Origin of the sequence: Streptomyces sp. NPDC101490 (assembly GCF_044767145.1) — a bacterium.
In the GTDB taxonomy this organism is placed as follows: domain Bacteria; phylum Actinomycetota; class Actinomycetes; order Streptomycetales; family Streptomycetaceae; genus Streptomyces.
On the sequence record NZ_JBIWNI010000001.1, the window covers coordinates 937,959 to 952,846 of the forward strand.

Annotated in this window: 14 protein-coding genes; 8 read left to right on the top strand and 6 right to left on the bottom strand. The window is 73.6% G+C overall.

Annotated elements, in window-relative coordinates:
• Positions 1 to 68 precede the first annotated feature (68 nt).
• Complete coding sequence (locus ACIRQY_RS03690; RefSeq protein ID WP_403922200.1) at positions 69 to 800, bottom strand: hypothetical protein; 732 nt, start codon at positions 798 to 800, stop codon at positions 69 to 71.
• A 287-nt stretch (positions 801 to 1,087) separates the two neighbouring features.
• Between ACIRQY_RS03690 and ACIRQY_RS03695 the strand changes: the two genes are divergently transcribed.
• A complete protein-coding gene (locus ACIRQY_RS03695; RefSeq protein ID WP_403922202.1) occupies positions 1,088 to 1,768 on the top strand; it encodes a HEAT repeat domain-containing protein in 681 nt (226 codons plus the stop codon).
• 3 nt (positions 1,769 to 1,771) lie between these two features.
• Complete coding sequence (locus tag ACIRQY_RS03700; protein WP_403922204.1) at positions 1,772 to 2,776, top strand: MerR family transcriptional regulator; 1,005 nt, start codon at positions 1,772 to 1,774, stop codon at positions 2,774 to 2,776.
• 387 nt (positions 2,777 to 3,163) lie between these two features.
• On the opposite strand, the gene ACIRQY_RS03705 is transcribed toward ACIRQY_RS03700, so the two are convergent.
• On the bottom strand, positions 3,164 to 3,910 hold the full coding sequence (locus ACIRQY_RS03705) for a beta-glucanase (protein WP_403922206.1): 747 nt from the start codon (positions 3,908 to 3,910) through the stop codon (positions 3,164 to 3,166).
• A gap of 412 nt (positions 3,911 to 4,322) precedes the next feature.
• On the opposite strand from ACIRQY_RS03705, the gene ACIRQY_RS03710 reads away from it, so the two are divergent.
• Complete coding sequence (locus ACIRQY_RS03710) at positions 4,323 to 4,997, top strand: hypothetical protein (RefSeq protein ID WP_351784151.1); 675 nt, start codon at positions 4,323 to 4,325, stop codon at positions 4,995 to 4,997.
• A 267-nt stretch (positions 4,998 to 5,264) separates the two neighbouring features.
• Positions 5,265 to 5,639, top strand: a complete 375-nt coding sequence (locus tag ACIRQY_RS03715; protein WP_351784154.1) for a VOC family protein — start codon at positions 5,265 to 5,267, stop codon at positions 5,637 to 5,639.
• A gap of 67 nt (positions 5,640 to 5,706) precedes the next feature.
• Here the strand turns inward: ACIRQY_RS03715 and ACIRQY_RS03720 are convergent, their stop codons facing one another.
• The 4 genes from ACIRQY_RS03720 to ACIRQY_RS03735 form a co-directional block, all read right to left on the bottom strand.
• Entirely contained in the window at positions 5,707 to 6,297 is a 591-nt protein-coding gene (locus ACIRQY_RS03720; protein ID WP_403922209.1) for a GNAT family N-acetyltransferase, read from the bottom strand.
• Positions 6,298 to 6,527: 230 nt separating this feature from the next.
• The gene (locus ACIRQY_RS03725) at positions 6,528 to 7,433 is read right to left on the bottom strand and encodes a DUF4436 family protein (RefSeq protein WP_403922211.1); all 906 of its coding nucleotides are present in this window, start codon (positions 7,431 to 7,433) and stop codon (positions 6,528 to 6,530) included.
• Between the two features lie 55 nt (positions 7,434 to 7,488).
• On the bottom strand, positions 7,489 to 8,670 hold the full coding sequence (locus tag ACIRQY_RS03730) for an agmatine deiminase family protein (protein ID WP_351784162.1): 1,182 nt from the start codon (positions 8,668 to 8,670) through the stop codon (positions 7,489 to 7,491).
• A gap of 385 nt (positions 8,671 to 9,055) precedes the next feature.
• Complete coding sequence (locus tag ACIRQY_RS03735; protein WP_403922213.1) at positions 9,056 to 9,697, bottom strand: TetR/AcrR family transcriptional regulator; 642 nt, start codon at positions 9,695 to 9,697, stop codon at positions 9,056 to 9,058.
• A gap of 186 nt (positions 9,698 to 9,883) precedes the next feature.
• Between ACIRQY_RS03735 and ACIRQY_RS03740 the strand changes: the two genes are divergently transcribed.
• The 4 genes from ACIRQY_RS03740 to ACIRQY_RS03755 all read left to right on the top strand — a co-directional run bounded on the left by ACIRQY_RS03740 (position 9,884) and on the right by ACIRQY_RS03755 (position 14,885).
• Positions 9,884 to 10,465 (top strand): helix-turn-helix domain-containing protein, encoded by a 582-nt coding sequence (locus tag ACIRQY_RS03740; protein WP_351784166.1) that lies wholly within the window; start codon positions 9,884 to 9,886, stop codon positions 10,463 to 10,465.
• Between the two features lie 724 nt (positions 10,466 to 11,189).
• Complete coding sequence (gene ureA / locus ACIRQY_RS03745; RefSeq protein ID WP_403922215.1) at positions 11,190 to 11,984, top strand: urease subunit gamma; 795 nt, start codon at positions 11,190 to 11,192, stop codon at positions 11,982 to 11,984.
• On the top strand, positions 11,981 to 13,732 hold the full coding sequence (locus ACIRQY_RS03750) for an urease subunit alpha (protein WP_403922217.1): 1,752 nt from the start codon (positions 11,981 to 11,983) through the stop codon (positions 13,730 to 13,732). The genes ureA and ACIRQY_RS03750 overlap by 4 nt, the downstream gene beginning before the upstream one ends.
• 136 nt (positions 13,733 to 13,868) lie before the next feature.
• Entirely contained in the window at positions 13,869 to 14,885 is a 1,017-nt protein-coding gene (locus ACIRQY_RS03755) for an agmatine/peptidylarginine deiminase (protein WP_403922219.1), read from the top strand.
• The last annotated feature ends 3 nt before the right edge of the window (positions 14,886 to 14,888 follow it).

The window sequence follows — 14,888 nt, forward strand, 5'->3', positions numbered from 1 at the left end:
AGCTCGTCAGGGGGCCGGGAGGAAGCGCCGGAGAAGGACCCGGAGAAGTGCCGGGGAGGGACGCGCGGTCAGCCGAGGGACTCCCACGCCGACCTCAGCCCGTCCAGCCACACGGGCGGCAGCTCGGCGGCGTCCCACTCCTCCCGCAGCGCCGACGGCTCCGCCGCCAGCCGTTCGAGCACGGCGACACCGGTGGGGGAGTGGACCAGGGAGTAACGCCCGTGGACCGCGATCGGAGCGCCGGGCCCGTAGCGCGCGTACAGCCGCTCCAGGCGCGCCCGGTGGGCCGACGCGAACTCCCCGACCACCCCCGGATATCCGGCCCGCCGCCGGGGGTCCATCGTGCGCAGGACCGCGCCCAGCACCTGCTCCGTGACCTCCGGATCCAGCTCGGAGACCTCGCTGAACGAGAGGTACAACGGCGTCACCGCCACCTTCGCCCGCTCCATCTCCGCCCGCCGCACCGGAGAGCGCGCCCCCGCCGGGTCCTCCTCGGGACCGGCGGTGACGGCCCGCAGGAGCGCCTGTTCGGCGATCCCGCCGAGCACCTCCGACACGCTCCGGGCACCCCCGGACCACCCGGCCGCGTACTCCTCGCCCCGGTCGTCGGGCACCCGCCGCACGGCCGCCTCGGTCTCCGCGTGCGCGAGCGCCAGGGCACCGGCCTCGACGAGCCCGATGAGCTCCTCCGCGTCCCCGGTGTAGACCCCCGCGCGGGCCAGCAGTTGGAGCAGCGTCCGCTTCGCGTTGAGGACGCTGGCCTCGTCGAGCCGCGGCCGTCCCTCGTCGGCGGTGTCCATGGGGGTCCTCCTCGTCGTACGGGCGGCGCGGGCGCGGAACGCTCCGTTCGAGCCTACGCAACGCCTCCGGCCGGAGGACCCCCATCCCCCGCCGTTCAGCGAGTCGACCGCCGGACACCACCCGCCCGTCCGCAGGGCGTGTTGCGAAAGGAGCGCCGTCCGCCCGGAGGGCGGACCGGACGCCGCCGGGCAGGCGCGACTTCCGACACACGGCCCGGCTGGCACGCCGCCGCTTGACCTTGACACGATGACAAGGTCTTCACTCAGGCCGAGGAGGTGGTTCGGACATGACCACGCAGAATCAGGACACGGGGACGGAGCGGGCCCTCCGGGCCCTTCGCGCACTGACGGACGACCGCCCGTCCGTACGGCTGAGGGCGGCCCTGGAGATGGGCACCCACCCCGACCCGGGACACGTCGGCGCCCTCGTCGAACGGTGCGCCGTCGAGCCCGACTTCCCCGTCCGCGAGATGCTCACCTGGGCGCTCACCCGCCTTCCGGCCGGTACGACCGTCCCACCGCTGATGGACGAGGTCCGCTCGGCACTCCCCCAGGCACGGAGCCAGGCCCTGCACACCCTGTCGAAGGTCGGCGACCCGCGCGCCTGGCCCGCGATCACCCCGGAACTCCTCGCCGACCCCGACGACGAGGTCGCCCGGAGCGCCTGGCGCGCCGCGGTCGCCCTCGTCCCCGAGGGGGAGGAGCGGCGGCTCGCCGAGAGCCTCGCCGCCCAGCTCGGACGCGGTGGGCGGGAGACCCGGCTCAGTCTCAGCAGGGCGCTGATCGCCCTCGGCGAGGTGATCGTGCCCGTCCTGGACGGGGCCGCCGCCGCTTCCGACCCCGCCGTGCGCGCCCACGCCATCGCCACGGAACGGCTGCTGCGCGACCCCGACGAGGGCTTCGAGTTCGCCGTGGAACAGGCCAAACGATGCGTCGCACTCGGCGGCGAGGACCCGGGGGAGGGGTAGCGGATGCTCATCGGCGAGGTCGCCAGACGGTCCGGGGTCAGCGCCCGCATGCTCCGGCACTACGAGTCCCTCGGCCTGCTCCGCCCCACCGGCCGCACCGGCGCGGGCTACCGCGAGTACTCCACCGAGGACATCCGGCGTGTCTTCCACATCGAGAGCCTGCGCTCGCTCGGGCTCTCGCTGCGGGAGGTCGGCTCGGCCCTGGACGACCCCGGCTTCACCCCCGCCGGACTCGTCGACGACCTGGTCCGCCGGACCAGGGAACGCATCGCAGCGGAGACCGCGCTGCTCACCCGGCTCGGCCGGATCGGCGCGGCGGAACCGGCCGACTGGGAGGACGTCCTCCAGGTCGTCGCCCTCCTCCAGGAGCTCGGCGCGGAGAGCGCGGGCAGACGCCAGCGCGCCGCCCTCTCCGCCGCAGAGGAGGCACCGGTGCCGGTGAAGACACTGGTCGAGGCGGTCCTGGGGGAGGCGGACACGAACGTGGCCGGGGCCCTGCGCTGGGCCCTGGCCCGCGCGGGCCAGGACGCCACCGCCCTGCTGGCCGAGGCGTTCGACGCCCCCGAGGCGGAGGTGCGCGAGCGGGCCGTCCTCGCCCTCGCCGAACTCCCCACGGAGGAGGCGACGGTCCGCCTGCGGGACGCTCTCGCCCACTCCGACCCGGTGGTCCGCCGACGCGCGGCACCGGAACTCGCGGCGCGGGGCGTCACGGAGGCGGTCCCGACCCTGGTCGACATGGTCGCGGAGGCGGTCAACGACGTGGAGGCGGCCGACGCGCTGAGCGCCCTCGCTTCCCGCCCCGCCCTCGCGGAGCGCATCACGGCACTGCTCGTGGAGCGGCTGGCCCCCGGCCCGGCCGGGGCGGCCGTGCGACGGCGGCTGGCCCAGGCGCTCGCGGACATCCCGGGGGACGCGGCCGACCGGGCGCTCCGGGACCTGACCGCCGACGAGGACCGTGGCGTCGCGCTCACCGCGCGGTACGTCCTGACGCTGCGCCAGGAGGGCTGAGGGCCCCCGGACCGCGCCCGGGCCCGGGGGGAGGGCCGGACGCGACCGGGGGCGGCCGGAACCGGCTGGGGGAGACCGGTCCGGCGGGAGGCGGCCCGGATCACACGACCGCCTGGCTCACGGGGAGAGAGCGGGCTCGTACGGCACCGGCGGGGGCGGCACGCGTACGGCCCGGAGGGCTAGGGGGCCGGACATCTCCACGGACGGCCGGGAGTGCGGGAACGGCCGGTCCTCTTCGGGGAGCGCCGGGGAGTCGGGGAGTGCCGGGGAGTGCGGGAGGGCCACCGGCCCCGTACGGAGCGGCCGGGAGACCGGCCCCGCAGCCCGCGCCCGGGCGGCCCGTGGGGGCCTTCGGGGGAGTCGTGGGGGAGGGCCGCTCCGCCGCGCTCAGTCCCGGTACACGCGTAACGTCGCCACCTCGTACGACATCTCCGTCGTCCCGGCGTCGGGGGCCGGGTGGTAGCGGCCCGCGCAGACCGAGAGGTTCACGATGAGGTACGCCCGCCACGAGCGGCCCACCCCGCGCCGGTCGTCGAAGGCCCGCACGCCGTTCACCCACCACACGACGTTCCGCGGACCGAAGTCGATCCGCAGGTCGACCCACGCCCCCGGGCGGACCTCGGGGGTGCGGAAGTACTGGTAGCGGCCCTTGATCCGGTTCGACAGTTCGAGCAGGTCCGGGTTGTCCGGGTGGTACTCGAAGACGTCGACCTCCTGCCCGCCGTCGAGCCAGGTCCAGATCGCGGGCCAGGCCCCCGTCTCCTCCGGCAGCCTCACCCGCGCCTCCAGGGTGTCGCCCGCCCGCACCTGGAAGCCCTCCGTGCTGCCCTCCGTGGTGAGCAGCCCGGTGTCCCAGTAGCCGTCGGACCGCCGGGTGGCGCGGAAGAGCCCCGTCCGGCTGTACGCGGGGTCCTCGACGAGGTAGTCCAGTTTGTTGTCCCCGGGATTGGTCGGGCCCCCGCCGGGATACGCCCACGACCGGCCCGCCGTCCACTGCTCGGTGGAGGAGAAGTCCGCGTCGAGGACGAGCTGCCCCGGTGACCGGGGACGTCCGGGGCCGGTGGTGCCCTCGCGCCCGCCGCCGGGGGGAACGGCACCGCGTCTCAACAACCGGTCGAGGAGGTCGGACAGCACGGCACACTCCTTTCGCGCGGGCCGTCACAGGCCCATGGGCGATCTGCCCCACCGTGTCCCGCGTATGCGCGGAGCGTGTCCGGTTGGCGACAAGTCGTCACATTCCCTGCGTGGGGGCACGGGACGTGCGAGGGGGCGACCGGCGCGGGGCGCGAGCCCTCCGGCCCCGCGCCGTCACACGACCATGACCGCCCAGGCCCCGGCGAGCGCCCCCAGGTACGCACGACACCGACCCCCCAGCCACGGCGCCCGCCCCCGTCGCCACGCCATCACCCGGGTCCGCTCCCCGTCCCGCGACGCCGTGCCGTGGCGCCACGGGAGGAGCGGGCGGAGTCGCGCCGGGGAACGGGCACGAGTGCTCGTCCCGGGACGGTGGGCGCGACGATCCCCGCCCCGGCTCGTTGACCCCGCCATGAAGAACTTCACCCGCCGCCGCTTCCGCCTCCTGGCGACCGCCCTCGCGGCCCTCCTCCTCGGCATCACCGGCGCGCAGAGCACCTACGCGAGCCCCGTCCTGCCCGGCTGCCCCGCCGGAGAGATCTTCGCCACCGACAACACCGCGATCATCACCGACCCGGACGACCCCCGGCTCACGACCCGGCTGCACCACTTCGAGCACGAGGTGCGCGGGATCATCCGCGCCCACGGCGCACGGCCCGGCGGGTCGACCCTCCTCGACGGCGTGTTCTGGTCCGAGGAGCTGAGGCGCACGACCTACGAGCGCTCGCGCGAGTTCGACGTGAACCGGGCGGGCCCCGATTCCCTGCGCCACATCGCGGCCATCATCGCCAAGCGGTACCACCAGGAGGCCGTGCTGACCTTCCGCTGCCTGCCCCGTACGTCCCCGCAGACCGACGCCGTCGAGATCGAGGTGCCCGGGGTCCGGGCCGCCGACCTGCGCGCGGGTCTCCTCGCGGACCCGGTGGCCCGGGAGAGGCTCGGAGGCGGCTCCGTCACCCTCGACGGACGCCTCGTCCTCGTCGCGCCGCTCGCCGACCTGTCGCTGGCGCGGGACTTCACGGTGTCCCTGGGTGCCGACTGGGACCAGGCGGAAATCCGTTACGGCGACCGGGAGTTCGTGGGCTGACCAGGACGCGGCGGACGACGGTCCGGGAAGGCGGTGCCGGAACCCACCGGCTCCGGAGGGCCCTTGCCCCGGCACGGACGATCAAGTAGCGTCCTCGCCGTGAACACCGGACCGGCGCAGCGACGCCACTCCCAGACGGGCCATCCGGTGGACGACTGACCGCTCGGCGGGTGCCCCTCCGGCACCCCCGTGGTTCGGGGCGCGGACCTCCCCGGTGCACGAGCACCGCGAGTTCCGTCCCACCGAGACCACAGCGAGGTCGTTCCCATGGCAGCAACCTTCAACCACACCATCATCGCGGCGGTGGACCGCGAGGAATCGGCCCGGTTCTTCCGGGAGTTGCTCGAACTCCCGGAGGCGCCGTCCTGGGGCCCCTTCCTCAACGTCCAGCTCTCCGACGGCGTGCTCATCCAGTTCGCCGAGCCGCCGGTCGAGATCCAGATGCAGCACTACGCGTTCCTCGTCGACGACGAACTGTTCGAGCGGGCCTACGCGCGCCTCCGCGAACAGGGCGTCGAACACTGGGCCGACCCGCAGATGCGGCGCCCCGGTGAGACCAACACCGAACACGGCGGCAGGGGCGTCTACTTCAAGGACCCCGCGGGCCATGCCTTCGAGCTGATCACCCGGCCCTACCTGTAGACCGGTTCCGCCGGTCCGTCCCGCCCCCGGGGTGAGGACGGCGGCGCACCGGCCGGTGGCGGCCCCGTCACCCCGGGTGGCGGGGCCCTGCCGGGCGCAGGTCCACCATGCAGAAGACCTTGTCGTAGCGGCGTTCCCCGACGGCGACGAACGCGGGCAGCCGGCCGTACTCGGTGAAGCCCAACGACCGGTAGAGGCGCAGGGCGTGGGCGTTGTCACCACGGGCGTCCAGGGTGAGGACCTCGATCCCCGCCCTTCTGGCGTCGGCGATCAGGGCGGCGGTGAGCGCCCGGCCCACGCCGAGGCCCTGGGCTGCGGAGTCCACCGCGATCTTCTGCAGATCGGCGTGCGGACGATGGGTCGGCCGGGTGTGGCGGAGCCAGTACCCCAGCCCGACCGGCCGCCCGCCGATGTACGCGGCGCGCAGGGCCCCGTCACCGGCCCGGGCCGCGCGGAGGGCATGGCCGAGGAGCTCCGCCACCTCGTCGGGGGAGGGCGGTTCGACCCAGCCGAGCGCGGCGCCTCCACGGACCAGGTCCGCCAGGAGGCGGTGGGCCGACGCGGTGAACCGGGCCCAGTGGTCCGGGTCGGACGCCAGCTGCTCCGGTCCGAGGAGGACGGGCTCGTCGGCTCCGCCGCCGATCATGGCCGTGTTCATGACCAGCAGCCTAACCGGCTCGCGCCGGGGGCGGTTCCCGGCGCGAGCCGGTTAGGCTGCGCACGCGCGTCCGGCGGCCTTCTGGCTCCTGCGGGAGACGGAGTCGACGACCAACGGCGGCCGTCGTGCGGGCGGCGACCGGACTGCCGTGCACCGTCGCGTACAGCCGGGAGACGACGCTGTCCTCGGGGTCCGTCCGGGACGGCACCCCTGGACCGGGCCGTCTCCGGTCAGGGGTGCGACGAGGTCCCCGCGCCGCCGGAGCCGACCGGTTCGCGCGTCGGCGGACCCTCTGCCCGTACGGCGGCGACCACCACCACGATCACACAGAACGCGATGAGCGTCTCCGCCCAGAAGAAGGCCAGGTAGTCGAGGAGACTGCCGATCGGCGGCGCGCCCGGCGCGGCGTTGCGGAACGCGGCCAGGGCGAACAGCGTCGCCGCCATCCAGCCGAGCGCGGGCCCGGTGAGGCCCGCGCGCCGCACCACGAGGTGTCTGCCGCCGAGGAGCACGGCGACGGTGAGCGCCCACATCGCCAGCATCATGAAGACGGCGAAGACGAGGACGCTGCGGGACCGCACCACCTCCGCCGCGAAGACCGCGGTGCCCCGGTCCTCCGAGGCGTCCACCCCGAGGGCGAACAGGGCGTCCCGGTTGACGAGCGTCATGCGGACCGGGACGCCCGCGCCGCCCTGGACCGCGCCGAACTCCATCTCGGCGTCGTACGCGTCGAACGGATAGTCCGTGATCGAGCCGCCCGTCAACGTCACCGGGACGTCGACCGTGCCGATGCGGCGGTGCGCGGGGAAGGCGATGTCACCGCGCACGGACGACGAGGTCTGCAGCGTCAGCTCCTCGGCGGGTGCGACCCCGCCCGCCTCCGCGAGCGCGCCGCGCGGGGTGACGAGGAGCCGGAGCACCAGTTCCCGTCCGGCCGCGTCGACGCGCTGCACGGAGGCGTCGATGTCGATCCGGTCGGGTGCCCGCGTCCCGGCGGTGTGCCGGGTCTCCTGGTCCTGGCGCTCGCCGAACTGCAGCCACAGCCCGCAGAGCACGGCCATCGCGACGCCCACCAGCACGACGGCCGTGCCGAGCGCCCCGCCGGGGGCCGGGAGGTGACGTCGTCTCGGTGACACGGCCGCGGCTCCGGGGGTGGGGGAGGGACGGGAGGAGGGGATGCCCTTGTGGGTGTCAGGCGGCGGGCTTGCCGGGCTGGTCGTGGGTCGCGCAGTGGATGCCGCCGCCGCCCGAGGCGATGGTGTCGATCCGCACCCGCACGACATCACGGCCGGGGAAGTGCTCCCGCAGGATGCTCCGTGCCCGGTCGTCGGCCTTGCGGTCGCCGAACTGCGGCATGAAGACGGAGTCGTTGGCCACGTAGAAGTTCGCGTACGTCGACACGAAGTCGTCGCCCTCCCCGGTGATCCGGTCGAGATCGGGCTGCGGCAGGTCCACGATCTCGAACCGGCGGCCCCGCGCGTCCGTGGCCTTCTCCAGGACCGACCGCGCCTGGTCCGCCGACCGAGACCACGAGTCCGGGGGAGAGCCGGGGAACGCCTGGTCGAGAAGGACCACGCCCGGGGCGGTGAACCGCACGAGACTGTCCACGTGCGCGTCGGTGATGTCCTCGCCGCGCACGCCCGCGAGCCAGACCACCTTCTCCACGCCGAGGGTCTCGATCAGCTCGTCCTCGATCTCGTCGCGGGTCTTCCCCTTGTTGCGGTTGTCGTTGACGATCGAGCTCTCCGTGATGAGGAGGGTGCCCTCGCCGTCCGTCTCGAACGAGCCGCCCTCCGAGACCAGCGGCGCCCGCTCGCGGGGGATGCCGTACTTCTGGAGCAGCCGCTTCGCCACCTGGGCGTCGTTGGCGTGCGCCTGCTTGCCTCCCCAGCCGTTGAAGTTGAAGTCGATGCCGACGAGCTGCTTCCCGTCCTCCACGAACACGGGCACGGTGTCGCGGGCCCACAGGTCGTCCACGGGCAGCGGGATCACCTCGACCTGCGAGCCGCAGGCCCGCTGTGCCGCCGCGACCTGGTCCGGGCGCGCCATCATCACGACCGCCTCGTACTCGCCGACGGCACGCGCGATGGCGGCGATGTCCTGGCGCACGTACCGCAGGTCCTCCTCCCACACCTCGGTGAGGGCGGGCCACGACATGAACGTACGGGTGTGGCTCTCCCACTCGGCGCCGAAACGGCGCTCGCCGCGTGCGGCGGCGGGGCTCGCCGAGCCGGTGGCGGGCCGGGACGAGGCGGCGGCCCCGGCGGGAGCCGAGCCGCCGGATCCGCACGCGGAGGCACCGAGGGCGAGGACACCGCCGATCCCGGCGAAGGCGCGCAGGGCCGTACGGCGGGAGGGAGAGAAGGGGGACAAGGCTGCTCCGTTCATGGGCTGGCGAGACTATCCGGCCAAACCGGGGCGATTCATGATGACGCGCACGATGGGGCGGGATTCGAAGGCCTGGGTCTCGGGTGGCCGTGAGCCTCACTGTGACACTGACTGGATTTTCAGTCAAACCGAGGAGGGCGGGTGTCGGGCGAGGTCAGAGGGGGTGGCGCGACTGACGGAGAGCCCGGCGGGATGGCTGCTCGGGCCGACGACGGGTAGGTTCTGCGGTCTGCGGTCTGCGGTCTGCGGTCTGCGGTCTGCGGTCTGCGGTCTGCGGTCTGCGGTCTGCGGTCTGCGGTGCGTCGGGTGTCGGGTGTCGGGCGATCGGTCTCCCTCCGTCCGGGCCTCGGGGTGCCGGCCCGTCGGCCCCTCAGCCCGTCAGTCCCGCGCGCGCGTCGTCGTGTGCCGCCTTCCGCCGGTCCGGCAGTCCCAGGTGGTGGGCCTCCGCCGCGACCGCCTCCCGCAGCAGTGTCCGCGCGTGGGCCACCGGCAGGATGCCGATCAGCCAGCGGGTGCCCAGCCCCTCGATCAGGGCGGTGAGCCGTTCCGCCGCCGCGAGGAGCTCCCTGTCAGGGAGCCCGGGGGCCACCCCCGCGAGCAGGTCCGCCACCTCCCGGACCCACGCCCCGCTCGCCCGCTCCAGCTCCTCGCGCAGCTCGGGGTCGAAGACGGCTCCGGCCCGTAGCTCACCCCTGGCCGCACTGTGCTCCCGCACCTCCGGCACGTCCTCGATCTCCCGGAGCAGCCGCCGTTCCAGCTCCGCGAGCGGCGCGCCGGGGCCGTCCCGGTCCGGCGGGTCACTCCGCGCGCACCGCTCGGCGCGGGCGCCGACGAACGCGAGCGTGCCGCGCAGGAGTCCCGCGCGGTCCTCGAAGTGGTAGTAGACGAGCGCCTTGGAGACCCCCGCCTCGGCGGCCAGCTCCTCGACCCGGAGCCCCCGTACCCCCCGGCGGGCGATCAGCCGGGCGGCCGCGTCCAGGATCGCCCGTCTCCGGTCCTTCGTCCCCGTCACCGGCTGCTCCTTCTGCTCCGGGCCCGGTCTTCCTCCGGACCCCGTACTGTTGACTGAAACTTTAGTCAATCGCACGCCCGGGTGAGACCGGAGCCGCGCACCCCGTACCGGATACGGCCCCGGGTGCGGTGCCGGTGCGCCCCGGCCGTGATCACGAGGGCCGACGGGCCGGATAGGGTTCACGACATGGCGTCTCGCAGTACTCAGATCCTGGAAGCGGCCGCCCGGGTCATCGCCCGGCGCGGGGTCCGCGGGCTTCGCGTGGAGGAACTCGCGGCGGAGGCCGGGGTCTCGACCGGCCTGATCTACTACCACTTCAAGGACCGCACCGGGATCCTGCGCAGCACGCTGGAGTTCATCAACGACCGCGCCGAGCGGTACACCACCTCGCGCGACCCCGATGCGGAGCCGCTGACCGCCCGCGAAGAACTCGACGAGGTCCTTCTCCTGGAGCTCCAGGACGCCCCCGAGGTGCGCGAGAACAGTTCGGCCTGGGGCGAACTGCGGGCGAGCGCCGTCTTCGATCCTGTCCTGCGCGAGGACCTGGCGCGGGCGACCCTCGTATGGGTGCAGGAGGTGGCCGCGCTCCTGGGTCATGTGTATCCGATGGCCCCCGCCGCCGCGCTCGCCTCCGCCGCCGAACGGCTCACCGCCCTCCTGGAGGGCCTGAGCATGCGTTGGCTGAGCGGCGGCCTCGCGGTCGACCACGCGCGCACGCTCCTGAGGGAAGCCGTCGAAGTGGAGTTGGCGGCCCTGCGCGGAGTGTGACGCCGGACTTCCCTCCCGGGTGGTGGGGTGCGGGGTGCGGGAGAGGTGTCGTTCCCGCCTCGGCGGGTTCGCGCGGGTGTGTCCTCGGAGCGTCCCCTTGTCGCTCCACGCCGTGGACGCATCCCGGCCCGCTGGTCGGCGGTGACTCGGGGGAGTGATCCCGGGGCCACGCTCCCGGCGGGCGCCCGGGGTGCTTGAGCGGTCCGCCACCGGCGTCGCCGCTGGAACTCTCTCGTCGGCCGGGCTCCTGTTCGACGGCCGTGCCGGGGCTCGCGCCGGGGCCGGGCTCTGATCGGCTCCAGGCGCCCTTCCCCGGGGTCTGCAGTGGTGTGTTCCTCAGTCGACGGCCCCGCGCGAAACGGCTGGGCGGGTCCGAGCGGCTGCCCGTACGAAGCGATGACCCGTGGAGAGCGCCGGCCCGTGCGAATGAAGGCGCTCTGAGGGCAGCCGACGGCCCCTCGGCCCGGGTGCGGCGTCAGTCGCACGAGACGACGGCCGCCCCGGGTGAGGCCCCGAGAACACCCCTTTCTTCCCCGGTGGTTCACGCTCCCTCCACTCTTGACTGAGTTTTCAGTCAGTGCCACAGTGAGTTCAAGCCGGGCCACGCCCGCCCCGCTCGCTCCACGGTGTCGAGCGCCGGGGCGTGGTGCCCGCCCTCTCCGCTCCCCGCCTCCGCGCAGGGGAGGAAGGAACCACCCATGGACGCGACCCATCCGAGGCCGACATGCCGTTGACCCCCACAGAGCGGGACCGCCTGCTGCTGTTCACCGCCGCCGAACTCGCCCGTGCCCGGCACGCGCGCGGTCTGCGGCTCAACGTCCCCGAGGTCACCGCGCTCATCGCGGACACGGTCTGCGAGGCGGCCCGTGACGGCGAACGCCTCGTCGACGCCGTGGCGCGCGGACGGTCGGTCCTCGGCCCCGACGACGTGCTGCCCGGGGTCGCCGACATCGTCACCGAGATCCAGGTGGAGGCCGTCTTCGACGACGGCACCCGGCTGGCCGTCGTCTCCGAGCCGTTCGGCGACCGGGAGGGTGACGGCCGGGAGGCCAGTGACCAGGAAGCCGACCGGGAAGAGGGCCGGAAGGACGGCGGCCAGGGTGGTGGCGACGCGGTCCCCGGAGCCGTACTGCCCGGACCGGAGCCCGTGGCCGTGCCCGAGCCCGTACTGACCCTCGCTGTGCGGAACACGGCGACCGTGCCGGTGAGCGTGACCTCGCACTTCCACTTCTTCGAGGTCAACCCGCGCCTCGACTTCGACCGCGCCGCCGCCTACGGGATGCGGCTCGCCATCCCCGCCGGGGCCTCCTTCCGCTTCGACCCGGGCGGCGCCGCTGAGGTGGGGCTCGTGCCGATCGGCGGTGCCCGGGTCGTCATCGGCTTCGCGGGCCTGGTCGACGGACCGCTGGACGCGCCCGGCGCGAAGGAAGAAGCCCTGCGGCGGGCGGTCGCCTGCGGGTACCGGGGCGCGCGACCGCTCCCCGCGACAGGTACGGAACAGAAAGGGGCACGCGCGTGAGCAGGCCCACGAGACACGGCGATCACTGCGCGCCGGGCGTCAGCCGGCACATCGACCCGCAGGAGTACGCGACCGTCCACGGGCCACGGGCGGGGGACCGGGTCAGGCTCGGTGACTCCGGGCTCGTCGTGCGGGTCGAGTCGGACGCGCAGAAGCCGGGGGACGAGTTCCTGGCCGGGTTCGGGAAGACCGCCCGGGACGGAATGCACCTGAAGGCGGCGGCGGTCCGCGACACCTGTGACGTCGTCATCACCAACGTCCTGGTGATCGACGCGGTCCAGGGCATCCGGAAGGTGTCGATCGGCATCCGTGAGGGCCGTATCCACGCGATCGGGCGGGCCGGGAACCCCGACACCCTCGACGGTGTCGACGTCGTCGTCGGCACCGGGACCACCATGATCCCGGGGGAGGGCCTCATCGCCACCGCCGGGGCGGTGGACACCCATGTGCATCTGCTGTCGCCCCGGATCATGGAGGCGTCCCTCGCCAGCGGTGTCACCACCATCATCGGCCAGGAGATCGGGCCGAGTTGGGGCGTGGGGGTGAATTCGCCGTGGGCGTTGCGGCATGCGTTCGGGGCGTTCGACGCGTGGCCGGTGAACATCGGTTTCCTGGCGCGGGGTTCGTCGTCGGACGGGGCTCCGCTGGTGGAGGCGCTGGCGGAGGGCGGGGCGTCGGGGTTCAAGGTCCATGAGGACATGGGGGCGCACACGCGGGCGCTGGACACGGCGTTGCGGGTGGCGGAGGAGCACGATGTGCAGGTGGCGCTGCACAGTGACGGGCTGAACGAGTGCCTGTCGGTGGAGGACACCCTGGCGGTTCTGGAGGGGCGTACGATCCACGCTTTCCACATCGAGGGGTGCGGCGGCGGGCATGTGCCGAACGTGCTGAAGATGGCGGGGGTGCCCAACGTCATCGGTTCGTCCACGAATCCCACCCTGCCCTTCGGGCGGGACGCCGTCGCCGAGCACTACGGCATGATCGTCTCCGTCCACGCGCTCAAGACGGATCTGCCGGGGGACGCGGCGATGGCCCGTGACCGGATCAGGGCCGGGACGATGGGTGCCGAGGACGTCCTGCACGACCTCGGCGCCATCGCCATCACCTCTTCGGACGCGCAGGGGATGGGTCGGGCGGGGGAGACGGTCCGGCGGACCTTCGCCATGGCGGGGAAGATGAAGGCCGAGCTGGGTCCGATGGAGGGTGACGGGCCGGGCGACGACAACGCGCGGGTGCTGCGGTACGTCGCCAAGCTCACGATCAATCCGGCCATCGCCCATGGCCTCGCCCATGAGATCGGCTCCATCGAGGTCGGCAAGATGGCCGACATCGTGCTGTGGAAACCGCCGTTCTTCGGCGCCAAACCGCAGATGGTCCTCAAGAACGGCTTCCCCGCGTACGGTGTGACCGGCGACCCGAACGCCGCCACGGACACCTGTGAGCCCCTGGTGCTCGGGCCGCTGTTCGGCGCCCACGGCGCCGCCCCCGCCGAGCTCTCGGTGGCCTTCGTCAGCCGGGCCGCCGCAGAGTCGGGCTCACCCGGACGCCCCTACGACGCCCTCGGCACCCGGCGCCGCAGGGTGGCCGTCCGGGACACCCGGGGCATCGGGCCGGCGCAGATGGTCGGCAACGCGCGCGTGGGAGACGTCCAGGTCGACCCGCGCGACGGACTGGTGACGCTCGACGGCTCCCCGTTGCGCTCGGAACCGGCGCAGCGGGTCTCCCTCAGCCGCCTCTATTTCCTCTGACATGTCCTCTTCCGGTAGATCCTCCGCCGGGCGCCCACCGATGCGTTCGCCGTATCCGGCTCTTTTTCACGTCTTTCATCTTGACTGAAAATTCAGTTAGCACCACGATCCTCCCATCGAAAGAAACGAGACACTGATGGCTGCCTTCCGTATGCCCGCCGAGTGGTCCGAGCACGAGGGCTGTCTGATGGCCTGGCCCACCCGCGTAGAGCTCTGGGACGGCGTCCTGGACGCCGTGAAGCGCGAGTACGCCGATGTCGCTCAGGCGGTCGCCCGGTTCGAGCCCGTCACCATGGTCGCCCCGCCCGGCTACGGCGACGATGCCCGCGCGCACTGCGGCGAGGGCGTCACCGTCGTGGAACTGCCCCTGGACGACTCCTGGTTCCGCGACTCGGCCCCGCTCTTCGTCCTCGACGCCGACGGCCACCGCGCGGGCGTCGACTTCCGCTTCAACGCCTGGGGCCGCAAGCACCACCCGTACGACTCCGACGACCGGATCAGCGCCCTGCTCCTGGACCACCTCGGGATCGACCGCATCCCCTCCGGCATGATCCTGGAGGGCGGGGCGATCACCGTGGACGGCGAAGGCACCCTCATCACCACCGAACAGTGCCTCCTCCACCCCAACCGCAACCCCGACCTGAGCCGCGAGCAGATCGAGGCGGAGCTCAAGGCGCGGCTCGGTGTCGAGAAGGTGATCTGGCTCCCGTACGGCGGGCTCCTCGACACCGAGACCGACGGGCACGTGGACGGCGTCTGCGCCTTCGCCGCCCCCGGCAGGGTCGTCGTCTCCCTGCCCGACGACCCGGCGCACCCCGACCACGCGCGGATGCGTGCCAACCGGGCCGTCCTGGAGGTCTCGACCGACGCCCGGGGCCGCGCCCTGGAGATCGTCGACGTGCCGCAGACGGCGTTCACCGAGGTCGCGGGCGGGCGCGTGGAGGTCTCGTACCTCAACTACTACCTCGCCAACGGCGGGATCGTCGTCCCGGTCGCCGGAGTGCCGCAGGACAAGGCGGCCCTGGACGTCATCGCGGGCGCCCACCCGGGCCGGGAGGTCGTCGGAGTCCCGGCGCCGGTCATCGCGTACGGCGGTGGCGGGGTGCACTGCATCACCCAGCAGATCCCGGCGGCGGCCCGCCCCACCCCGTAACGA